At 68.1% G+C, this 20,683-nt stretch carries 17 protein-coding genes; 10 read left to right on the forward strand and 7 right to left on the reverse strand.

What is annotated here, in order from left to right:
- Positions 1–31: 31 nt before the first annotated feature.
- Both serC and ACI2JH_RS01520 read right to left on the reverse strand, forming a co-directional pair.
- Positions 32–1,117 (reverse strand): 3-phosphoserine/phosphohydroxythreonine transaminase, encoded by a 1,086-nt coding sequence (serC, locus tag ACI2JH_RS01515; protein ID WP_101099113.1) that lies wholly within the window; start codon positions 1,115–1,117, stop codon positions 32–34.
- Positions 1,118–1,410: 293 nt separating this feature from the next.
- A complete protein-coding gene (locus ACI2JH_RS01520) occupies positions 1,411–2,211 on the reverse strand; it encodes an FHA domain-containing protein (protein WP_101099112.1) in 801 nt (266 codons plus the stop codon).
- A 114-nt stretch (positions 2,212–2,325) separates the two neighbouring features.
- On the opposite strand from ACI2JH_RS01520, the gene ACI2JH_RS01525 reads away from it, so the two are divergent.
- From ACI2JH_RS01525 to ACI2JH_RS01535, 3 genes are all read left to right on the forward strand, one after another.
- On the forward strand, positions 2,326–2,601 hold the full coding sequence (locus tag ACI2JH_RS01525; protein WP_042612543.1) for a polyhydroxyalkanoic acid system family protein: 276 nt from the start codon (positions 2,326–2,328) through the stop codon (positions 2,599–2,601).
- A gap of 106 nt (positions 2,602–2,707) precedes the next feature.
- A complete protein-coding gene (locus tag ACI2JH_RS01530) occupies positions 2,708–3,208 on the forward strand; it encodes a phasin family protein (protein ID WP_191768126.1) in 501 nt (166 codons plus the stop codon).
- Between the two features lie 236 nt (positions 3,209–3,444).
- Positions 3,445–4,440 (forward strand): restriction endonuclease, encoded by a 996-nt coding sequence (locus ACI2JH_RS01535; RefSeq protein ID WP_182655691.1) that lies wholly within the window; start codon positions 3,445–3,447, stop codon positions 4,438–4,440.
- A 108-nt stretch (positions 4,441–4,548) separates the two neighbouring features.
- Here the strand turns inward: ACI2JH_RS01535 and hutC are convergent, their stop codons facing one another.
- Positions 4,549–5,280 carry a histidine utilization repressor gene (gene hutC / locus ACI2JH_RS01540; protein WP_404735225.1) on the reverse strand — a complete coding sequence of 244 codons (732 nt, stop codon included), beginning with the start codon at positions 5,278–5,280 and terminating at the stop codon, positions 4,549–4,551.
- Positions 5,281–5,304: 24 nt separating this feature from the next.
- Positions 5,305–6,675: a formimidoylglutamate deiminase gene (locus tag ACI2JH_RS01545; RefSeq protein ID WP_404735226.1), complete on the reverse strand. Its 1,371-nt coding sequence runs from the start codon at positions 6,673–6,675 to the stop codon at positions 5,305–5,307.
- A 67-nt stretch (positions 6,676–6,742) separates the two neighbouring features.
- Here ACI2JH_RS01545 and hutI point away from each other — a divergent pair, with 67 nt between their 5' ends.
- The 6 genes from hutI to ACI2JH_RS01575 all read left to right on the forward strand — a co-directional run bounded on the left by hutI (position 6,743) and on the right by ACI2JH_RS01575 (position 16,434).
- Positions 6,743–7,948, forward strand: coding sequence for an imidazolonepropionase (hutI, locus tag ACI2JH_RS01550; RefSeq protein WP_404735227.1), 1,206 nt, complete (start codon positions 6,743–6,745; stop codon positions 7,946–7,948).
- A 14-nt stretch (positions 7,949–7,962) separates the two neighbouring features.
- Entirely contained in the window at positions 7,963–9,516 is a 1,554-nt protein-coding gene (hutH, locus tag ACI2JH_RS01555) for a histidine ammonia-lyase (protein ID WP_404735228.1), read from the forward strand.
- Positions 9,513–10,367, forward strand: coding sequence for an N-formylglutamate deformylase (gene hutG / locus ACI2JH_RS01560; protein ID WP_404735229.1), 855 nt, complete (start codon positions 9,513–9,515; stop codon positions 10,365–10,367). Before hutH ends, hutG begins: the two co-directional genes overlap by 4 nt.
- Positions 10,364–12,031 (forward strand): urocanate hydratase, encoded by a 1,668-nt coding sequence (gene hutU / locus ACI2JH_RS01565; RefSeq protein WP_404735230.1) that lies wholly within the window; start codon positions 10,364–10,366, stop codon positions 12,029–12,031. The genes hutG and hutU overlap by 4 nt, the downstream gene beginning before the upstream one ends.
- A 306-nt stretch (positions 12,032–12,337) precedes the next feature.
- Complete coding sequence (locus ACI2JH_RS01570; protein ID WP_404735231.1) at positions 12,338–14,452, forward strand: TonB-dependent receptor family protein; 2,115 nt, start codon at positions 12,338–12,340, stop codon at positions 14,450–14,452.
- A gap of 83 nt (positions 14,453–14,535) precedes the next feature.
- A complete protein-coding gene (locus ACI2JH_RS01575; protein ID WP_404735232.1) occupies positions 14,536–16,434 on the forward strand; it encodes a sensor histidine kinase in 1,899 nt (632 codons plus the stop codon).
- A gap of 79 nt (positions 16,435–16,513) precedes the next feature.
- Here ACI2JH_RS01575 and ACI2JH_RS01580 read toward each other — a convergent pair whose 3' ends face one another.
- The 3 genes from ACI2JH_RS01580 to ACI2JH_RS01590 form a co-directional block, all read right to left on the reverse strand.
- A complete protein-coding gene (locus ACI2JH_RS01580; protein ID WP_404735233.1) occupies positions 16,514–16,924 on the reverse strand; it encodes a hypothetical protein in 411 nt (136 codons plus the stop codon).
- 129 nt (positions 16,925–17,053) lie between these two features.
- Positions 17,054–17,494, reverse strand: a complete 441-nt coding sequence (locus ACI2JH_RS01585; protein WP_182655682.1) for a hypothetical protein — start codon at positions 17,492–17,494, stop codon at positions 17,054–17,056.
- A gap of 24 nt (positions 17,495–17,518) precedes the next feature.
- Entirely contained in the window at positions 17,519–18,295 is a 777-nt protein-coding gene (locus ACI2JH_RS01590) for an SGNH/GDSL hydrolase family protein (RefSeq protein ID WP_404735234.1), read from the reverse strand.
- Between the two features lie 221 nt (positions 18,296–18,516).
- Here ACI2JH_RS01590 and ACI2JH_RS01595 point away from each other — a divergent pair, with 221 nt between their 5' ends.
- Positions 18,517–20,679 (forward strand): hypothetical protein, encoded by a 2,163-nt coding sequence (locus ACI2JH_RS01595; protein ID WP_404735307.1) that lies wholly within the window; start codon positions 18,517–18,519, stop codon positions 20,677–20,679.
- Positions 20,680–20,683 lie beyond the last annotated feature (4 nt).

The raw sequence follows: 20,683 nt of genomic DNA on the forward strand, positions 1-20,683 counted from the left end.
CGCGCGCCGGGGGTAGACACAGTGAAGCGACTCAACCGTGACGCTGCTGGAAATCAGCCATGAAGGCAACGAGCGCTTCGGCACCCGCTACCGGAATGGCGTTGTACAGCGAGGCACGGATGCCGCCGACCGCCTTGTGGCCCTTCAGCGCCAGCAGCCCGGCGGCCTTGGCATCGGCGACGAATCGCGCGTCCAGCTCGGTGCTGGGCAGGAAGAACGGGATGTTCATCCGCGAGCGCGCCGAGACGGCCACTTCGTTGCGGTAGAAGCCGCCGGAGGCGTCGATGGCGGCATACACCAGCGCAGCCTTGGCGGCGTTGCGGCGGGCGAATTCCACCACCCCGCCTTCGGCCAGCATCCACTTGAACACCAGCCCGGCCAGGTACCAGTTCCAGGTGGGCGGGGTGTTGAGCATGGAGTCGCGGGCAGCGTGCGAGGCGTAGTTGAAGATGTCCGCACGCGGCTGGCCGGTGCGTTCGAGCAGGTCGCGGCGGATGATCACCACAGCGATGCCGACCGGGCCGAGGTTCTTCTGCGCACCGGCGTAGATGACGCCGAAACGGCTGATATCCAGCGGCTCGCTGGCGATGGACGAGCTGAAATCGGCCACCAGCGGGACATCCCCGGTATCGGGAATGTCACGGAACTCCACGCCATGGATGGTTTCATTGGCGGTGATGTGCACATAGGCGGCATCCGGCGACAGCTGCCAGTCGGCGCGCGCGGGGATGTCACGGAAGGCGTTGGCCTCGCTGCTGGCGGCGATGTGCGCGCTGACGTACGGCGAGGCCTGCTTGACCGCGGTCTTTCCCCAGTGGCCGGTGAGCACGTAATCGGTGCGCTGGCCGGGGCTGGCGAAGTTCATCGGAATCAGCGCCTGCTGGGTGGTGGCACCACCAGGCAGGAACAGCACCGCGTAGTCGTCGGGCACACTGAGCAACTGGCGCAGGTCGGCCTCGGCTGCAGCCGCGACGGCCATGAATTCCGGGCCGCGATGGCTCATTTCCACGATGGAGGCCCCGGCGCCATGCCAGTCCAGCATCTCTTCCTGCGCCTGGCGCAGGACCACTTCCGGCAACGCTGCAGGGCCGGCACTGAAGTTGTACGCGCGGGTCATGTCACACCTGTGGGGCAAGATCCCTAGTATGCCGCAGCGCATCAGGCTTTAGACCGCGCCGTTCAAGGGAAATTTGGTTGCATTGGTATCCATCGGAGCCCGATCTGGTAGCGCCGAGCCGTGCTCGGCGAGCGCAGCGGTGAGGGAGCACCAGCGTGACGACCAACGGTCGTCACCCACCAAGGCAGGATCTGACGACCAGCGGCCGTCACTACCGAGGCAGGATCTGACGGCCAGCGGTCGTCAACCACCGAGGCAGGATCTGACGACCAGCGGCCGTCACTATCGGCAGGTCAGCGGGCGCCGAACCACAGCAGCAGGCTCAACACGCCGGCCAGCAGCAATGCGCTGACCAGCAGCCAGGGCCAGCGGCGCACGCGGCGCGGGGCCTGCGGTTCGGCCGCTTCGTCGAGGTCGTTGAAGACGAATTCTTCGGTCGGCAGTGGGCGCTGGCGCGGGTCGTCGGGCAGTTCCAGCACGAAGCGGTGCTGGCCGTCGAACACCACCTGGTCCCCGCCCTGCAGCCAGCAGTGGCGCACTGCCACACCGTTGACCCGGCTGCCTTCGCCGGTGCCCAGGTCGCGCAGCAGGATCCGCTCGCCATGGCTTTCGATGCGCGCGTGCTGTTCAGCGAAGGCCGGCTCGTCGATTTCGATGTCCGCTTCGCTGCTGCGACCTACCAGCAAGGGTCCGTGCAGCGGATAGCCGCGGCCGTGGTGTGGCCCGCCCACGCCGCGCAGCAGGCGCGGTTCGTCGGACTGCACCGCCGCCTGTGGCGAGGGCGGCAGCATCGGCGTATCCACTTCGCCCTGGATCAGCAGTTCCACCCCTTCCACGTACACCGCATCACCGGCGCGCAGCAGCGCCATGCGCTTCACTGGGCGTCCGTTGACATGCACGCCCCGCACGCCGGCGGCCACCTGCAGCCACAGGCCGCGCTGGTCTAGGCTGAGCTGGGCCAGCAGCAGGCTGCCCTGGCTGGCTTCGACCAGGCGAATGCTGCCGTTGGCCTGGCGCACGATCTTCTGCACGCCCGGCACCAGCGGCTGGTCGGGTTGCGAGGGTTGGCTGTAGTGCACGAGCAGTTTAGGCATGCGGCGCAGACTAGCAGTTGGCTGGCAATCGCAGAAGAACCCTCGCTTGGCGTTTGCGCGCCTGATGCGCACAATGCTCGCCCTGTCATCGCTCCACCCCGCAAAGGAACCCGCATGTCCAGCATCGATATCGTCCACGCCCATGCCCTGGCCGCACCGGCCGCGCGCCAGGCGATCGAGGAAGTGGCCGCCAAACTGGCCGATCGTTTCGGCCTGCAGTCCACCTGGCGCGGCGACGTGCTGGATTTCTCCGGCAGCGGCGTGGACGGTGCCATCGAACTGCAGCCCACTGCGGTGCGCGTGACCGCCAAGCTCGGCTTCCTGCTGTCGGCGATGAAGGGCATGGTGGAAAGCGAGATCCAGCGCGTGCTGAAGGAAAAGCTCGGCTGATCCAACCGTCGGCTGAACTGCCGGCCGGCGCTGTTGCCGGCCATCACGCCGCCCCCGCATTTGCAGCGCTAGTCTGGTCCCTGCATCCGCCCATGCAGGAGACCCCATGAACCAGTATGACGAGCACGACCCCCGCAACGACGGCCAGGACAAGGCGTCCTTCCAGGACCAGGCCGAGCGCGTTTCGCGCAAGCTCAGCGACTCGGCGCAGCAGGTGTGGCTGGCCGGCCTGGGTGCGCTGGGCCGCGCGCAGGCCGAAGGCAGCCGCTTCTTCGATGGCCTGGTGAAGGAAGGCGAAGCCTTCGAGAACCGCCGCCGCGAGAAGAGCACCGAAGACGGCCCGGGCTGGCGCGACAATGTGGAAGAACAGCTGGGCCAGGCGCGTGAAAAGGCCTCCGGCACGTGGGACAAGGTGGAAAAAGCCTTCGAAGACCGCGTGCACGGGGTCCTGAAGCGCCTGCACGTGCCCAATGCCGAGGATGTGTCCACGCTCAATGCCCGCATCGATGCGCTGACCACGCGGTTGAATCGGCTGGAAAGCCGGCAGGCCAGCGCGGCAAGCGGGGAACCGACCCCGGGCAGCCACCAGTCGCCCACCGGCAGCTGATCCTGCCGGAACACTGTGTTACCCGCCGCTTTGTTGCAATGCAGCAGGCGGTGGGTGACACTGCATCCAACCCGTCATTACCCCGTTTGTCCCTCCCCTCACGGATTCGGTAATGGCGGGTTTTTCGTGCCTGCGATTTGAGATGCAGCGCCCAGTTGTAGGGGGCGCCCTGACGCGATCAGCGCTACGCCCCAGTACACTGTCCGCCCCTTCCTGCGTTGTGCGTTGCTGCCTGCATGTTCTCCTGGATACTGGCCCTGCTGTTGGCCGTCACCTGTTTCGTCCTCGCCACCGGCTACTTGTGGCTGGTCAAACGGCGTCGCAAGGAAATGCAGCTGGGCCTGCAGGCCCTGGCCGGCATGCATTGGCGCAACTTCTCCGAACTGGTCAAGCGCGCCCTGCACGAACGGCGCGGACTGACCGAGATGAGCCGGCACGAGGATGACACCCGTGAGCCACGCAGCGACTTCCTGATGGCCGACGCCAGCGGCCACTTCCTGGTGACCTGCAAGCATGGGCTGGCGTACCGCATCGGCACCGCGGCGATCAACGAACTGGGCGCGGCGGCGCGGCTGGCGGGTGCCCGCGGCGGCATCCTGATCACCGAAGGCCTGGTGGACGGCGATGGCCAGGCCATTGCGGAGAAGCAGGCCGTGGAAGTGCTGGATGGCCGCCGGCTGTGGCCGCTGCTCTCGCCCTACCTGCCCGGTGACATCGAATCGGGCGTCAAGAATGCCGCCCGCCATGAGGCGATCCGGCGCATCGTGATTGCGGCATTTGCCTCCAGCACACTGGGCCTGCTGGTGGGCATGGGCTACCAGACCGTACACGTGGCCACGCCAGACCCGGCGCCCGCCCCGGCCGTCACCAGGGCCGCGCCTGCAGCGCCTGCCGTTGCCGCTACCGTGCCTGCAGTTGCCGCCGCCGATCCGGCGCCGCGCGCCACGCAGGCGACCGTGGCCGGTCCGGACCTCAACCCGGATACCGAAACACTGGATCGCTACCAGCAGGAAATCTCCCGCGCGCTGAGCAAGCTGCCTGGCGTGCACAGCGGCATCTGGCAGACCCGGCAGACACTGGCGGTGAACCGCACCGGCGAACTGGACCAGGTATGGCCGATGATCTGCGACCAGGTGACCCGCTACCCCGCGCTGAGCAACGTGCGCATCCAGCTCAACGCCCGCCCCGGCGTGGACGAACCCGTCCGCTGGCGCCAATGCAGCACCCTCTAACCCGGTAGTGACGGATGGCGTGGGTGACGACCGTGGGCCGTCACGTTTCTACTCCAGGCAACAGCGTGACGACCAACGGTCGTCACCCACCGAAGCCGAGCCAACCCATCAGCGATTATTCCCAGGCGCGAACCGCGCCACCAGATCCCACGCATCGCCCAGGAATATCTGCCGTACCCGGGTGATCGCCTGGTCCCCACGCCACGTATGCCGCTCGATCACCAGGCACGCCGTGCCGGCTTTGACATCCAGCAGCCTGGCACTGGCCGCATCCGCCCCCCACGCACTGATGCGGTGCTGGGCACGCGTCCACGACACGTTCTGCAGCAGCCAGCTGCCGGGCGCGGTGACTTCGAAATCCACCTCCAGCACCTCCGGCACGCCGGCCGGGCTGATCAGCCGGTGTTCCAGCGCCAGCGGCCGGTCATCGGCCAGGTGCAGGCAATCCATCGCCAGCAGCCTCGCCTCACCGGCCAGCTCCCGTTCGCCGGCATCGCCATCGCGCGCGGCGCGCAACTGACGGCGCAGCAGCCGGTACGCGTACTGGTGGCCCATCGCGGTGACCTGCATGGCGATGTCCGGTATCGCCAGCGCCACCTGTTCCAGGTGCGGTGACTGCCGCGCCACGAACGAACCGGCACGCCGCCGGCGTTCGATCATCCCGCTTTCAGCCAGTGCGGTCAGCACCTTGTTCACGGTCATCCGCGAGCAGCCGTACTGCTCCATCAGCTCGTGTTCGTACGGGATGCGGAATCCCGGCGCCCATTCGCCACTGAGGATGCGGCCTTCCAGTTCGCTGCGGATGCGCTGGTTGAGCGTGGCGGACTTGCTGGCCTTCACTGTGGTCTCGATCTGGAAAGAGGATCAGCCCAGCACGCTGCGCAGGGCCTGGGCGAAACGGGCGGTGATGACGTCGCGCTGCAGGTGGCGACCGTCTGCGACGCACTGGCGGCCGCGGCGCCAAACCGAACGCAGCGCGCCATTACGTGCGGCGAACACCCAGCTGTCAAGCAAGGCATCACCATCGCGGGCGATCATCGCCGGGTGGTCGGCGTCCAGTTCCAGCAGGTCGGCACTGGCGCCGGGCTGCAATCCGGCGGCCACGCCCAACGCCTGCGCGCCGCCTTGCTGCGCACCATCGAACAGGTAACGGCCGCTGCTGCGCTGCGCATCCGGGGCGATGACATTGCGCCCGCGCAGGCTCAGGCGCTGGCCGTATTCCAGCAGGCGCAGCTCTTCGGCTGCATCGATCAGCACGTTGGAATCCGAACCGACGCCGAAGCGGCCGCCCTCGCGGGCGAAGGCCTGCATCGGGAACAGGCCATCGCCCAGGTTCGCTTCGGTGACCGGGCACAGGCCGGCCACGGCCCGGCTGGCGACGATGCGCGCACGCTCGTCATCGTCGATATGGGTGGCGTGCACCAGGCACCAGCGCGCGTCCACCGCCACGTTTTCATACAGCCAGCGCACCGGGCGCAGGCCGCTCCAGGCCACGCAGGCATCCACCTCGCGCAGCTGTTCGGCGATGTGGATGTGCACCGGCCCATCGTTCAGTGGCAGCAGCGCGGACAGCTCCTCGCCGGTCACCGCACGCAGGCTGTGCGGGGCAATGCCGAGCACCGCATCGGGCAGCGGCCGCAGGGCCGTGCGTGCACCGTCCAGCAGCTGCGCGAAACCGTCCACGTCGTGGATCAGCCGGCGCTGGGCCGGGTTGGGCGCCGCGCCGCCGAAATCGGCATGCGCGTAGAACACCGGCAACAGAGTCAGGCCGATACCGGTCTGCGCGGCGGCGGCGGCGATGCGCGCGGACATTTCGGCGCGATCGGCATACGGCTGGCCGTCGGCATCGTGGTGCAGGTAATGGAACTCACCGACGCGGGTGAAGCCGGATTCGAGCATTTCCATGTAAGCCTGGGCGGCGATCGCTTCGACCGCATCGGGCACCAGCTTGGCCAGGAAGCGGTACATCAGCTCGCGCCAGCTCCAGAAACTATCGCCGTCCCCCCCGCCGATTTCGGTCAGCCCGGCCATGCCGCGCTGGAAGGCGTGACTGTGCAGGTTGGGCACGCCCGGCACCAGGATCCGCACGCGCTGGTCGCCTGCCTGGGCCGCAACACCGGTGCGCACCTCCCCGATGCAGCCATCCACCACGGTCAGCCGGACATCGCGCTCCCAGCCCTGCGGCAGCAATGCGCGGTCAGCGTGGAAGGCAGGGGGAGACAACGAATCCGTCATGGCTGGACAACCGGAAAGGGACGCCTATATTGTATAGACATATAAGCTCATCCGTGTAGCGCCGCCCATGCATTGCGACACCCTCTGGACCAACGTACACCTGATGACCCTGCAGGGCGACGGCCTGGGCGTGATCGCCGATGCCGAACTGGCCTGCCTGGATGGCCGCATCGTGCATGTGGGCGCGGCCGGCAGTGGCGCGCACCTGCAGCCGGCCACGCGCATCGACGGCGAAGGCCGCTGGATCTCGCCCGGCCTGATCGACTGCCACACCCACCTGGTTTACGCCGGCAACCGGGCCAACGAATTCGAGCAGCGCCTGCAGGGTGTCAGCTATGCCGACATCGCCCGCGCCGGCGGTGGCATTGTCTCCACCGTGCGCGCCACCCGCGCGGCCAGCCACGAAGAACTGGCACGCCAGAGCCGCCCTCGCCTGCTGGCGATGCGCGCCGAAGGCATCACCACGCTGGAGATCAAATCCGGTTACGGGCTGACCCTGGACGATGAGCGCAAGCAGCTGCAGGTCGCACGCCAGCTGGGTGTGGACTGCAGCGTGCACGTGGTGCCGACCTTCCTGGGGGCGCATGCGGTGCCACCGGGGCGGGACGCCCAGGAGTACATCAATGAAGTCTGCAACCTGATGATTCCCGCCATCGCCGCCGAAGGGCTGGCCGAGGCGGTCGATATCTTCTGCGAGAACATCGCGTTCTCCACCGCGCAGGCGGCGCAGGTCTTCGACGCTGCACGCGCGCACGGGCTGGCGGTGAAGATCCACGCCGAACAGCTGAGCAACCAGCACGGCGCTGAACTGGCCGCGCGCCACGGGGCGCTGTCGGCCGACCATATCGAGCACCTGGACGCGGCCGGCATCGCGGCGATGGCGGCCGCCGGCACGGTCGCCGTACTGCTGCCGGGCGCGTTCTACTTCACCCGTGACACCACCCCGCCGCCGATCGCGGCGCTGCGTGCGGCCGGCGTGCCGCTGGCGCTGGCCACCGACAGCAACCCTGGCACCTCGCCGCTGACCAGTCCGCTGCTGGCGATGAACATGGGCGCCACGCTGTTCCGGCTGACCGTGGACGAATGCATCGCCGGCTTCACCCGCAACGCCGCGCGCGCGCTCGGTCGCGCCGGCCGCATCGGCCAGCTGGTGGTGGGCATGGACGCCGACCTGGCGATCTGGGACATCGACGCCCCGGCCGACCTGGTCTACCGCATCGGCTTCAACCCGCTGCACGCGCGCGTGGTGCGCGGGCAGCTCGATCCCCTCTGACGGAGCACGCTTCAATGCAGCATGAAACACCCGACACCCTGGTGCTTCGCCCCGCCCATGTGCCGCTGGCGCAGTGGCGGCAGGTCTATCGCGGGGCGCGCATCGAGCTGGATGCCGCCGCCCTGCCGGCCGTGCGTGCCAGTGCTGCCACCGTGGACGCGATCGTGGCCCGGGGCGCGCCGGTGTATGGCATCAATACCGGCTTCGGCAAGCTGGCCAGCGTGCGCATCGAACCGGAAGACCTGGCCACGTTGCAGCGGAACATCGTGCTGTCACATGCCGCCGGCGTGGGCGAGCCGATGCCGCTGCCGGTGGTGCGGCTGATGATGGCGCTGAAGCTGGTCAGCCTGGCGCAAGGGGCATCGGGTGTGCGCGTGGAGACGCTGCAGCTGCTGGAAGCGCTGCTGCAGCACGACGTGGTGCCGGTGATCCCGGCGCAGGGCTCGGTCGGCGCCTCCGGCGACCTGGCCCCGCTGTCCCACCTGGCCAGCGTGATGATTGGCGTCGGCGACGCCTTCCTTGGCGGTGAACGCCTGAGTGCGGCCGATGCACTGGCGCGTGCCGGCCTGCAGCCGCTGCAGTTGGGTGCGAAGGAAGGCCTGGCGCTGCTCAATGGCACCCAGTTCTCCACCGCCTATGCGCTGGCCGGCCTGTTCGAGATCGAGGTCGTGTTCCAGGCCGCCCTGGTCACCGGTGCGCTGTCGGTGGAAGCAGCCAAGGGCTCGGACACGCCGTTCGACCCGCGCATCCACAGCATCCGCGGCCAGCGCGGGCAGATCCTCACTGCCGCCGCGCTGCGCGCGCTGATGCAGGGCTCGGCCATCCGCGAATCGCACCGCGACAACGACGTGCGCGTGCAGGATCCGTACTGCCTGCGCTGCCAGCCGCAGGTGATGGGCGCGGCGCTGGACATCATCCGCCAGGCCGCCACCACGCTGGAAATCGAGGCCAACGGCGTGTCCGACAATCCGCTGGTGTTCACCGATACCGGCGATGCGCTGAGCGGTGGCAACTTCCACGCCGAGCCGGTGGCCTTCGCCGCGGACATGCTGGCGATGGCGATCTGCGAGATCGGCTCGATCAGCGAGCGCCGCACCGCGATGCTGGTGGACCCGGCGCTGTCCGGCCTGCCGGCCTTCCTGACCCCGCGCCCGGGCTTGAACTCCGGCTTCATGATTCCTCAGGTCACCGCCGCCGCGCTGGTGTCCGAGAACAAGCAGCGCGCCTACCCGGCCAGCGTGGATTCAATCCCCACTTCGGCCAACCAGGAAGACCATGTTTCGATGGCCGCGCACGGCGCGCGCCGCCTGCTGCAGATGGCCGAGAACGCCGCCAACGTGGTCGGCATCGAGCTGCTGGCCGCCGCGCAGGGCTGCGATTTCCACGCCCCGCTGCAGTCCAGTGGCGCGCTGGAAGCGGTCCGCGTGCTGCTGCGCGCGCAGGTGCCGACGCTGGAAGAAGATCGCTACTTCCACCCGGACATGGTGGCCGCCACCGACCTGGTACGCAGTGGCGCGCTGGCCGCCGGGCTGGCCGACGTGCTGCCCAACGTGGAGCCGGTGGCATGAGCCCGCAGCCGCCGTGGCTGGAGGTACATGAAGGCGATGCGCCACTGCTGATCAGTTTCCCGCATACCGGCACCGAACTGCCAGACGACCTGGCCGGGCGTTTCGTGTCGCCCTGGCTGGCCCGGCGCGATGCCGACTGGTGGGTGCATGAGCTGTACGCGTTCGCGCGCGGGCTTGGCGCGACCACGGTGCGCTCGTCCATTTCGCGGTCGGTGATCGACCTAAACCGCGACCCCAGCGGGGTATCGCTGTACCCCGGCCAGAACACCACCGGCCTGTGCCCGCTGACCACCTTCGACAACCAGCCGCTGTACCAGCCCGGGCAGGAACCGGACGAAGCGGAGATCCTGCTTCGCCGTGAGAGGTACTTCGCGCCCTACCACGACGCGCTGGCATCACAGATCGCCCGCCTGCGCGCGCGCCACGGCACCGTGGTGGTGTATGACGCGCACTCGATCCGCTCGCGCATCCCGCACCTGTTTGATGGCGAGCTGCCGCAGTTCAACCTGGGTACCGCCGGCCCGACCGGCGAGGTCGATACGTCGTGCGACAACGCGCTGTCCGACGTGGTGGACAACCTGTGCCGGCTCAGCGGGATGCCACACGTGCGCAACGGCCGCTTCAAGGGCGGCTGGATCACCCGCCATTACAGCGACATCCCCGGCGGCGTGCACAGCCTGCAGATGGAACTGGCCTGCCGCGGCTACATGGCCGAACCGGCCGCCGAAGCGCTGGATGCGCACAGCTGGCCCACGCCGCTGGATGACGACCACGCCACGCCGCTGCGCCACACGCTGGCGCAGGTACTCACCGCCTGCCTTGAATTCGCATCGAACCGGAGCGCCGCATGACCCGTAACGACCCGTCCCGCACCATCATCGCGCCGACCGGCAGCACGTTGACCGCCAAGAGCTGGCTGACCGAAGCACCGCTGCGGATGCTGATGAACAACCTGCACCCGGACGTGGCCGAACGACCACAGGAACTGGTGGTTTACGGCGGCATCGGCCGCGCCGCGCGGGACTGGGAAAGCTTCGACGGCATCGTCGATGCACTGACCCGGCTGGAGGACGACCAGACCCTGCTGGTGCAGTCGGGCAAGCCGGTGGGCGTGTTCCGCACCCATGCCGATGCGCCGCGCGTGCTGATCGCCAATTCCAACCTGGTGCCGCGCTGGGCCAACTGGGACCACTTCAACGAGCTGGATAAAAAGGGCCTGGCGATGTACGGCCAGATGACCGCCGGCAGCTGGATCTACATCGGCGCGCAGGGCATCGTGCAGGGCACCTTTGAAACCTTCGTGGAGATGGGCCGCCAGCACTACGACGGCAGCCTGGCCGGCAAGTGGCTGTTCACCGGCGGCCTGGGCGGCATGGGCGGCGCACAGCCGCTGGCCGCGGTGATGGCCGGCGCCTCGTGCCTGGCGGTGGAATGCCGCGGGACCAGCATCGAAATGCGCCTGCGCACCGGTTACCTGGACACCTGGACCGACGACCTGGATGAAGCGCTGCGCCTGATCGAAGAGTCCTGCACGGCGAAGAAGCCGCTGTCGGTCGGCCTGCTCGGCAATGTCGCCGACGTGCTCGACGAACTGCTGGTGCGCGGGATCAAGCCGGACCTGCTGACCGACCAGACCTCTGCGCACGATCCGGTCAACGGCTACCTGCCGCAGGGCTGGACGGTGGAAGAATGGGACGCAAAGCGCGTGTCCGCACCGAAGACAGTGGAGAAAGCCGCGCGCGAATCGATGGCCAACCACATCCGCGCGATGCTGGCCTTCCATGCGCTGGGCGTGCCGACCGTGGACTACGGCAACAACCTGCGCCAGATGGCGCTGGAAGAAGGCGTTGAAGATGCGTTTGACTTCCCCGGTTTCGTGCCGGCCTACATCCGCCCGTTGTTCTGCCGCGGCATCGGGCCGTTCCGCTGGGCCGCGCTCAGTGGTGATCCGGAGGACATCGCCAAGACCGATGCCAAGGTGAAGGAACTGATCCCGGACAACCCGCACCTGCATCGCTGGCTGGACATGGCAGCGGAGAAGATCAAGTTCCAGGGCCTGCCGGCGCGTATCTGCTGGGTGGGGCTGGGCGATCGTGACCGGCTCGGCCTGGCATTCAACGAGATGGTGGCCAACGGTGAACTGAAGGCACCGGTGGTGATCGGTCGCGATCATCTGGATTCGGGCAGCGTGGCTTCGCCGAACCGGGAAACCGAAGCGATGGCTGACGGCTCCGATGCGGTATCGGACTGGCCGCTGCTCAACGCGTTGCTGAACACCGCCAGCGGCGCGACGTGGGTGTCGCTGCATCATGGCGGCGGCGTGGGCATGGGCTTCTCCCAGCATGCCGGCATGGTGATCGTCTGCGACGGCACTGAAGCGGCGGCCAAGCGCATCGCCCGCGTGCTGTGGAACGACCCGGCCACCGGCGTGATGCGGCATGCCGATGCCGGCTATGAGATCGCCCTCGACTGCGCGAAGGAAAAGGGCCTGGACCTGCCCAGCATCCTGCGCTGACCCCAGTGTGTAGGTGACGACCTTGGTCGTCACGCTTCTGCCCTTGCCGCTGAGCTCGCCGAGCACGGCTCGGCGCTACCTGCTCCCCGGTAGTGACGACCGTTAGCCGTCCGCTCTTCGCCCTGGTGGGTGACGACCGTTGGTCGTCACGCTTCTGCCCTTGCCGCGGCGCTCCCAGCGCCAACCGTCCTCATGCCTCGAGGAGGCTCGACAACTTCAGAGCACCCTGTTAACTTTCGCCGCCTCTACGCGGTTTACAGGGCACACCCCGGCCGCGGCCCCACTCCGCTGCTGGCTCTACTGCTCATGACTCCTGCTTGCCCACGTACCTGCGTGCTCACCGTTGCCGTGCTGAGCGCCCTCGCCGCCCTGCCCGCCCATGCGGAAACGGCTGTCCAACCCACCACCCTGGACCGCGTCGAGGTCATCGCCGCCGGCAACACCGACGACGCCCGCAAGGCGTTGGCGCGTGTGCCCGGCGCCAGCAACGTGATCGACCTGGCCAAGGTCGCGCAGGGCCGCGTCGGCAGTACCGCCGATGTGCTGGCCTACCAGCCGGGCATCAGTGCGCAGTCTCCGGGCAACGAAGGCACCAAGGTGTCCATCCGCGGATCGGGCATCAACCGCGGCCCCGGCGCGCATGCCTCCGGCATCGCGGCGTCGCTGGATGGCCTGCCGTTGACGGCCGCCGGCGGCACGCCGTACGAGCTGCTGGAGCCGCTATGGCTGTCGCGGGTGGAGGTGCTTCGCGGTGCCAACGGCTTCGAGCGCGGCGCGCTGGCACTGGGCGGTGCGATCAACTACGTCAGCCGCAGTGGCCGCGATGCGCCGGGCCTGGAACTTCACTATGAAGCCGGCAGCCGCGGTTACCAGAAGCGCAGCCTGGGCTACGGCGGCGTGCAGGACACGCTGGACTATTACTTCTCCTACACCGACACCGAGTTCGACGGCTACCAGACGCATGCCAGCGGTGATGGCAAGGGCGCAATGGCCAACATCGGCTGGCAGATCAACCCGGACCTGCAGACCCGCTTCTACCTGCGTTACCGCGAAACCAACCACGAAACACCGGGAAGACTGACCCGCGCGCAGATCCGCAACGACCCCCGCGCGGCCAACCCGACCAACGTGGCGATCGACGCGAAGCGGCCGCAACCGGGCAGCACCTGGATCGGCAACATGACCACGCTGCAGTTGGATGAAGACTCCTCGCTGCAGGCCGGGCTGGTGTACCACAAGTACCCGATGGACTTGAACGAGAGCCTGTACCGCCAGCAGCTGGACTACAGCAACCTCAATGCCACCCTGGACTACCGCCGCCGGCACACCCTGTTCGGCCATGACAGCGTGACCACGCTCGGCCTGCGCGTCACCCATGACCTGGATGCCGACGTGCGCGAGACGCTGCGCCTGGCCAGCAACGGTTATGCGGCGGGCACCCACACGCGTGACTTTTCCCACCACGGCACCGACAGCACGCTGCACCTGGGCAACGAACTACAGTTGAGCGATGCACTGCGCGTGCAGACCGGGCTGGCGCTGGTGCAGACCCGCCGCACGGTGGAAGTGATCTGGCCGCGTACCGATCAGCGCTTGAACGAGCGCGACTGGGACTACGCGCCGCGGCTCGGCTTCACCTGGCAGGTCTCGCCGGCCACGCAGTGGTTCGGCAATCTCAGCCGCTCGGTGGAGCCGGCCCATCCCTGGTCGATGATCTGGGGCTCCAACCAGTACTTCGCCGCCGGCAACGGCGCGTCTACCGGCCGCCAGCGCGCGCCGGTGGAACTGGACAACCAGACCGCGACCACGCTGGAACTCGGCGCACGCGGCGAGGGCCGCATCGGTCGCTGGGAGCTCACCGGCTACTACGCGCACGTCAACCACGAACTGTTGAGCGTTGAAGTCGTGCCGGTGCCGAACCTGTTCATCGCCGAGAACAACGCCAGCCCCACCGTGCATCGTGGCATCGAGGCCGGGCTGGACAGCACGCTGTGGCAAGGGCGAACCGGGCGTCTCTCGCTGCGCCAGGCGTACACCTTCAGCGGCTTCCGCTACCGCCATGACGAGCGCTTCGGTGACAACCGCCTGCCCGGCCTGCCGATGCATTTCTACCAGGCCGAGCTGCGCTACGACCACGCATCGGGGCTGTATGCCGCAGTGAACACCGAGTACGCCTCCAAGGTGTTCGTCGACTATGCCAACAGCTATCGTGCCGACAACCACCTCATCTTCGGCAGCCGCGTGGGCTTCGATGCGCCCACTGGTCGCTGGCAGGGCTGGTTGGAGCTGCGCAACCTGGGTGACCGCCACTACGCTGCCACGGTGACACCGGGCTATGACGATGGGGGGCGCGATGTAGCGCGCTCCACGCCGGGCGAAGGTTTTGGCGTGTACGCGGGCGTGCGCCTTCGCTTTAACTGAATCTGACTGGAGCGTTGCCATCTTCACGGCATGTTGGCGGCAAGCTTGGCAAAAAAGGCGATCCCTGAACGCCCGCGCCTGCCATGCAACCTGTCCTGACCGACGCGCTCGCCATCGACGCCATCCTCGACGACACCCGCGTAGGCGTGTGGCAGTTCGACCTCGCAACGCGCCAGCTGAGCGGCTCGGACATGGCCAGCGCACAGTTGGCCGGCATCGGCGCGCACACATTGCGCAGTGCGTGGCGGCGGATCCTGCGGCAGGAACCGGACCAGCCGGTCTTTGAGATAGAGCTGCCCTGGACCGATGGCATCAGCCGCCGCTGGCTGATGCTGCGCGGCCGCCATGATCGCGCGCTGGGGCAAGTGCGCGGCATGTGCGTGGACATGACCCGCCGGGTGCGTGCCGAACAGCTGGTCCGCGAGCAGGCAATGCTGCTGGATACCCTCGCCCGGGGTACGCCGCCGCGCGAGTGCCTGCGCGTGCTCACCGAGGCCATCGAACGGCTGAAGCCCGGCCTGCGCAGCGCTTTTTTCGTCACACCCGGCGGCCAGCAGCGGCCCGGTTACGGCAGCAGTTGCAACGTGCACCCGACGATCACCGCGCTGCTGGAACATCCCGGCGCGGCGCCGAAGTCGGCGGATCTGGAACTACCGGGTGGCGTTGATTTCGCGACCGATACGCAGTGGCGCACGAACTGGCAGGCTGCGTGCGGCCAGCACGACCTGCCCGCCTGCAGGCCCATCGCGGTTCCTCGGCAAGCCCATCCCGAACGGGCATGGCTGCTGCTGTTCCTGTCCACGCCGCGCGCGCTTACCGGATGGGAACAGGAAGTGGCCAGCTTCGCCACCCGCATCGCCGCGCTGGTGCTGGACCGGGAAGACCAGCAGATCGCCCTGCAGCAGGCCGCCGATGCGGTTGGCAATGCGCTGCATGATACCGAGCGCGAGCGGCGCAGGCTGAAAGCCTTCCTGGACAGCTCGCCCGACCTGGCCTACGTGTTCAACCTGGAACACCGTTTCACCTATGCCAACCGCGCACTGCTGCGCATGTGGGGCAAGACCGAAGAGGAGGCGCTGGGCCGCAACTGCCTGGAACTGGGCTATCCGGACTGGCACGCGGCCATGCACAGCCGCGAGATCGAACAGGTGATCGCCACGCGTCGTCCGATCCGCGGCGACGTGCCCTTCGAAGGTCCGCTGGGCCGGCGCATGTACGACTACATCTTCGTGCCGCAGTTGGGGCTGGATGGCGAGGTCGAGGCGATCATCGGCACCACGCGCGATGTCACCGAACGCAGCGAACACGAAGAGGAACGTGCCCGCAACGAATCGCTGCTGCGCATGCTGGTGGACGAACTGCAGCACCGCACGCGCAACATCATGTCGGTGGTGCGTGCGATGGCCAGCCGTACGCTGGCCACCAGCCGCGACATGGCTGACTTCTCGAGCCGTTTCGACGCCCGACTGGACGCGCTGGCACGGGCGCAGAGCCTGCTGTCGCGGCTGGGTGAACTGGATCGTGTGCAGTTCGACGCACTGCTGCGTGCCGAACTTTCCGCCCACGTGGACCCGGCCCTGCACGGCACCCAGATCGTGCTGGAAGGACCGCCCGAAGTGGCACTGCGTTCGGGCACGGTGCAGCCGCTGGCGATGGCCCTGCATGAGCTGGCCACCAACGCGGTGAAGTACGGGGCCCTGCGCCAGCAGGGCGGCCGCCTGCACGTGCGCTGGAACCTGGTGGACGCGGAGGCATCCGATGCTGCCAGCCCGCGGCTGCGCGTGGACTGGCAGGAGCATGGCGTGCGCGACCTGCCCGCCGACCCCTCGAGCATCCGCGGCGGCGGCGCCGGCCGCGAGCTGATCGAACGCGCCCTGCCGTACCAGATCGGTGCGAAAGTGGATTACGGCTTTGCCGACGACGGCCTGCGCTGTTCGATCCTGCTGGCGGTATCGGAGCAGGCCGTCGCGCTGGCGTCGTGAGGTTCGCCGGGCCCGCAGCGCAGGCGGCATACCGCCCGCAACGCACCGCCTTGCCCAAGCGGGCTTCCCGGCACCGTGGCTATGCGTCCACAGGACGCTCAGGGTCAGCGTGGGAAGAAGCGGCCGGCGACCGCTGGGCCCGCCGCCAACCGAGCAGGTGCCATACGCACAGGTAAGACGCGAACAGTACCCCGGGGGCGACGAACAGCGCGAAAATCCAGCCGTGCGGCAGCATCCAGCAGGTGGCCAACAGCGTGCCGATCAGCGGCCATCGCCAGTGCAGCGGACGATTCTCCAGCCAGCGCAGGTTCAACACACCCAGCATCGGCCAGGCAGCCAGGCTGGCCAGGACGGCACACAGCAACCCGATGCTTTGCCACGACGGCGGCCACGCCAGCTCGGCCAGTTGCATGCCCAACAGCGCCGTCCCCAACGTGCTGTGCACGAGCATGCCTGGGACGCAACTCAGCCAGACCAGCAGCGAAACCACGCCGCGCCCGGTCATGGCATGTCTCCCCACGCGATGGGCGTGGCCGGGCCGGCATCGGCGGGCCGTTCCTTGCGCAGGGTGATTGTCATCCGCTCACGGTAGCGGGCCCTTCCGTGCGCCTCAAGGCACTCAGCGCAGGAACCCGACGATGGCAAAGCCCAGCCCCACCAGACCGGCGGCCAGCAGTGGGTACGTGGCCCAGACCGGCGTGCCCTGGCCATGGCTGAAGGCGACGAATGCCGCCCGCACGCTGCGCCCGCTGAGCCAGGGCACCACCATCAGCGCCAGCAACGGCAGCAGCGAGGCCAAGCCGAAGGCCAGCAACAACGGCCGCGGATCATCCTGCGCAAAGCCGCCCAGCGGATACAGCGCCACCCCGAACAGCAATCCGGCGAAGAACAGCGTATTGGCGATGCGTATTTCCGTGCGATGGCGACGCGACAACGCGCCGCGTGACCAGCCTTTGTAATGGCGGGGCAACCGCCGCGTCCACCAGGCCACCAGCACGCTGGCCAGCGCACCGCCCACCACCCCGCTTTCCACCGCGCCCCACGCCTGCATCCCCACCATGCCAGCCCCCTGTAATGGAATCGCTCAGTGCGCCAATGCCGCCGCCACTGCGGCTTCGGCCAAGGGGGCCATCTTTGCATAGCCCGCCGGCGTGGGATGCACGCCATCCTCGGCCAGCGCTTTGTCCAGTCCGCCGTCCGCATTGCCCAGCGCTGCGTGGTAATCCAGATACACCAGCCGCTGCTGCTCCGCATAGCCCTTCAGTGCGGCATTCAGCGCGCGCACGCTGGCCGCCGGCTGCAGGCCGGGACGCCACGGGTAGGCACTGACCGGCAGCAGCGAAGACAGCACCACCTTGATGCCGTGCGCCTGCGCCAGTTCAACCATCGAATGCAGGTTGTCTTCGATCATCGCCTGGCTGGCCGGGCCGGTGTTGCCGGCGATGTCATTGGTGCCGGCCAGGATCACCACCACCGCAGGATCCAGCGCGATGACGTCTTGGCGGAAACGCAGCAGCATCTGCGCGGTGGTCTGCCCGGAGATGCCGCGGTTGAGGTAGCCCTTGCCCGGGAAGAAGCTTTCACTGCTGGTCGGGCCCCAGCCCTCGGTGATGGAGTCACCGTAGAACACCACGCGCGCTTCGCGCTTGCGCGGCGCCGGCAATCTGGCGTTCTGTTCGCGGTAGTACGCCAGCTGCGGCCAGTCCGACAGGCGCTGCTGCAGCGAGCGCACCTGCTGCGGCTGCAGCGATTCCGGGGCGGCGGTGAACAGCGGATCGGTCGCGGCGGGCTGCGCGTGGGCTGTACCCAGCAGCGACGTAGCGGCAAGAAGGATCGACAGACGGTAGGACAGCTTGGTCATCGGGCATCACGGAAAACACGGTGCAGCGAAGGTACCACCCACCCCTTTACCCTTTACATGGTTGACCCGCCGCCGCGCCACGCCGGAGCGTCGATCACGGGCCGGTGCGGGCGTATTGCCGCCGTCGCTGAGCCCTGCACCCGCCACGCCTTCACGCCATGGCGCGCCGCCACTGCCGATAGTGGCGGCATTCTTTCCAACTGCGCCCCGCCATGTCCCTGATTCCCGAGCGCCTGCAGCGATTGCGGCGCTGGCCGCGCCCGGTGCGCATCCTGTTGGCCATACTGCTGGCGCTTTACCTGCTGTACCTGATCGCCGGCAATGTGTTTCTCAACACGCCGTTGTTCGACATGCTGACCAACCGCAAGCCGGAGAAATTCCAGCTGCGCAACGGGCCGGCGCTGACCCTGATACCGGGCCATGCGGTGCTGTGGAACGTGCACGTGCGCGGCCAGGCCAACCGCACCGTCTACGTCTTCAGCGCCGAACGGGCCAGTGCATTCATCTCGCTGCCGGCGCTGGTACGCCGTGAGATCCACATCCCGCGCGTGGATGCGGTCGGCGTACGCGCGGTGGTTGAACGCGTGGAAAAAGCGATCCCGCCGCCGCCGCGCGGCAATCGTGGCTGGACGGTGCGGATGGATGCGATCCACAGCGACAGCATCCGCAGCGGCCAGTTCGGCAAGCTGCTGATCTCCGGCAAGGCCAGCGCCACGGTGGGCTTCCTGAAGCAGATGAAGGGCGGCCCGTCCGAACTGTTCGATTCGAACGCCACTTTCGACGATGCGCGGATCAGCTGGGATGGCACCACCCTGCTGGACCAGGCGCACATCGAAGCGCGGGCCAGCTTCCCGCGCCACTACCGCGACGATGCGCCGGGGCTGCGCAAGCTCGGCATCCTGACCGCTGAGCTGGCCATCGACGGGCGCAGCCAGGCCGTACGCATCGACACCGCCGGTGCCCGTGCCACGGTAGGCACGGTGCCCTCCACGGCCCGCCTGCAGGGCCAGCTGGCGATGGACCATGGCACGTTGCGGCCCGGCGGACATATGGTGTGGCGCCTGCCGGTGCACGCCGGCGAACATGCCAAGGACCGTGGACTGCTGGCGCTGCAGTTGGACGTTGCCGATGACATCAGGCTGCAGGCGCGGCTGCCCCGCGATGAGGCCAGCGGCAGTGAACTGGATGCAGACCTGCACATCGCCGGACGCGAAATCCCCTTCCACGCAATGTCCGGGCTGCTGCCGCGCACGTCCGGGCAGTTGAAGGCGGCGTGGACGTTTGATTCGCTGAACTGGATCTCTGATTTGATCGTGCGCAAGCCATGGTTCCGGCTGGATGGCGGCGGCCTGTTGCGGGCCGACGTGAAGCTGGTCGATGGCCAGCTGGTAGCGGGCAGCACCGCGGAGATTCCCAACGTGGCCGCCATCGCGGAGGTGGCCGGCGTACGGATGCAGGGCGATGCGCGGGCGCAGGGCCGGATTGTCGAGGGCCGCACGCCGCAGGTGCACATGCAGGTGGACATTGACCAGTTCCGCGCCGCCCCATCCGATGCGCCGTCGCAGGTGCTGTTCGACGGGCGCGCGTTGGTATTGGAACTCAGCGGCGATGCCCGCCTGCAGGAACTGAAGGAAGGCGTGCGTGCGCGGCTGCGTTTCAACAACGCGCAGGTGCCGGACCTGACCCGCTACAACCGCTACCTGGGCAACGAACAGGTCAAGCTGCTGGGCGGCACCGGGCTGATCAGCGGGGACGTGGAACTGGACGCCACCGGCCGCATCGGTACCGGCCGGGCCGACCTGAGCGGCCAGAATGCGCGCATGCAGGTAGCGGGAGTGGCGATGCGCGGCAATGCGCTGCTCAAAGCCCGCGTTCGGCGCGCCGATTTCAGCCAGAAACAGTTCGACCTGGGCGGCACCACGGTGCGCCTGCAGGACGTGCGCGTGGCCGACTCGAAAGACGCCGGCTGGTGGAGCGAGGTGGCGGTGCGCAGCGGGCACTTGGCAGCTGCGGCCCCGCTGGGCGCCGATGCGGTGGCCGATATCACCCTGCGTGATGCCGGCCCGCTGCTGGATGCCTTCGGCGAGCGCAGCAGCTACCCACGCTGGGTGCTGGGGCTGGTCGATTCCGGGCAGGTGCAGGCCAGCGGCCAACTGCGGCTTCGCCATGGCCAGTGGGTGGTGGATGACCTGCAGGCAGAAAACGCGCGGCTTTCGCTACGCGGCCGGCTGGACCTGGGCAAGGCCGGCAAACGCGGCGAGCTCTACCTGCGCTGGGGCGTGCTGGGTGCCGCTGTGGAGCTGGACGGCAAACAGCGGCAGTGGCACCTGGCCGGTGCCCGCGAATGGTACGAACAGCGCCCACGCTACCTGCCCGCCAGATAAGCCA

Source organism: Stenotrophomonas sp. NPDC078853 (genome assembly GCF_044901215.1).
Taxonomy (GTDB): Bacteria; Pseudomonadota; Gammaproteobacteria; order Xanthomonadales; family Xanthomonadaceae; genus Stenotrophomonas; species Stenotrophomonas lacuserhaii.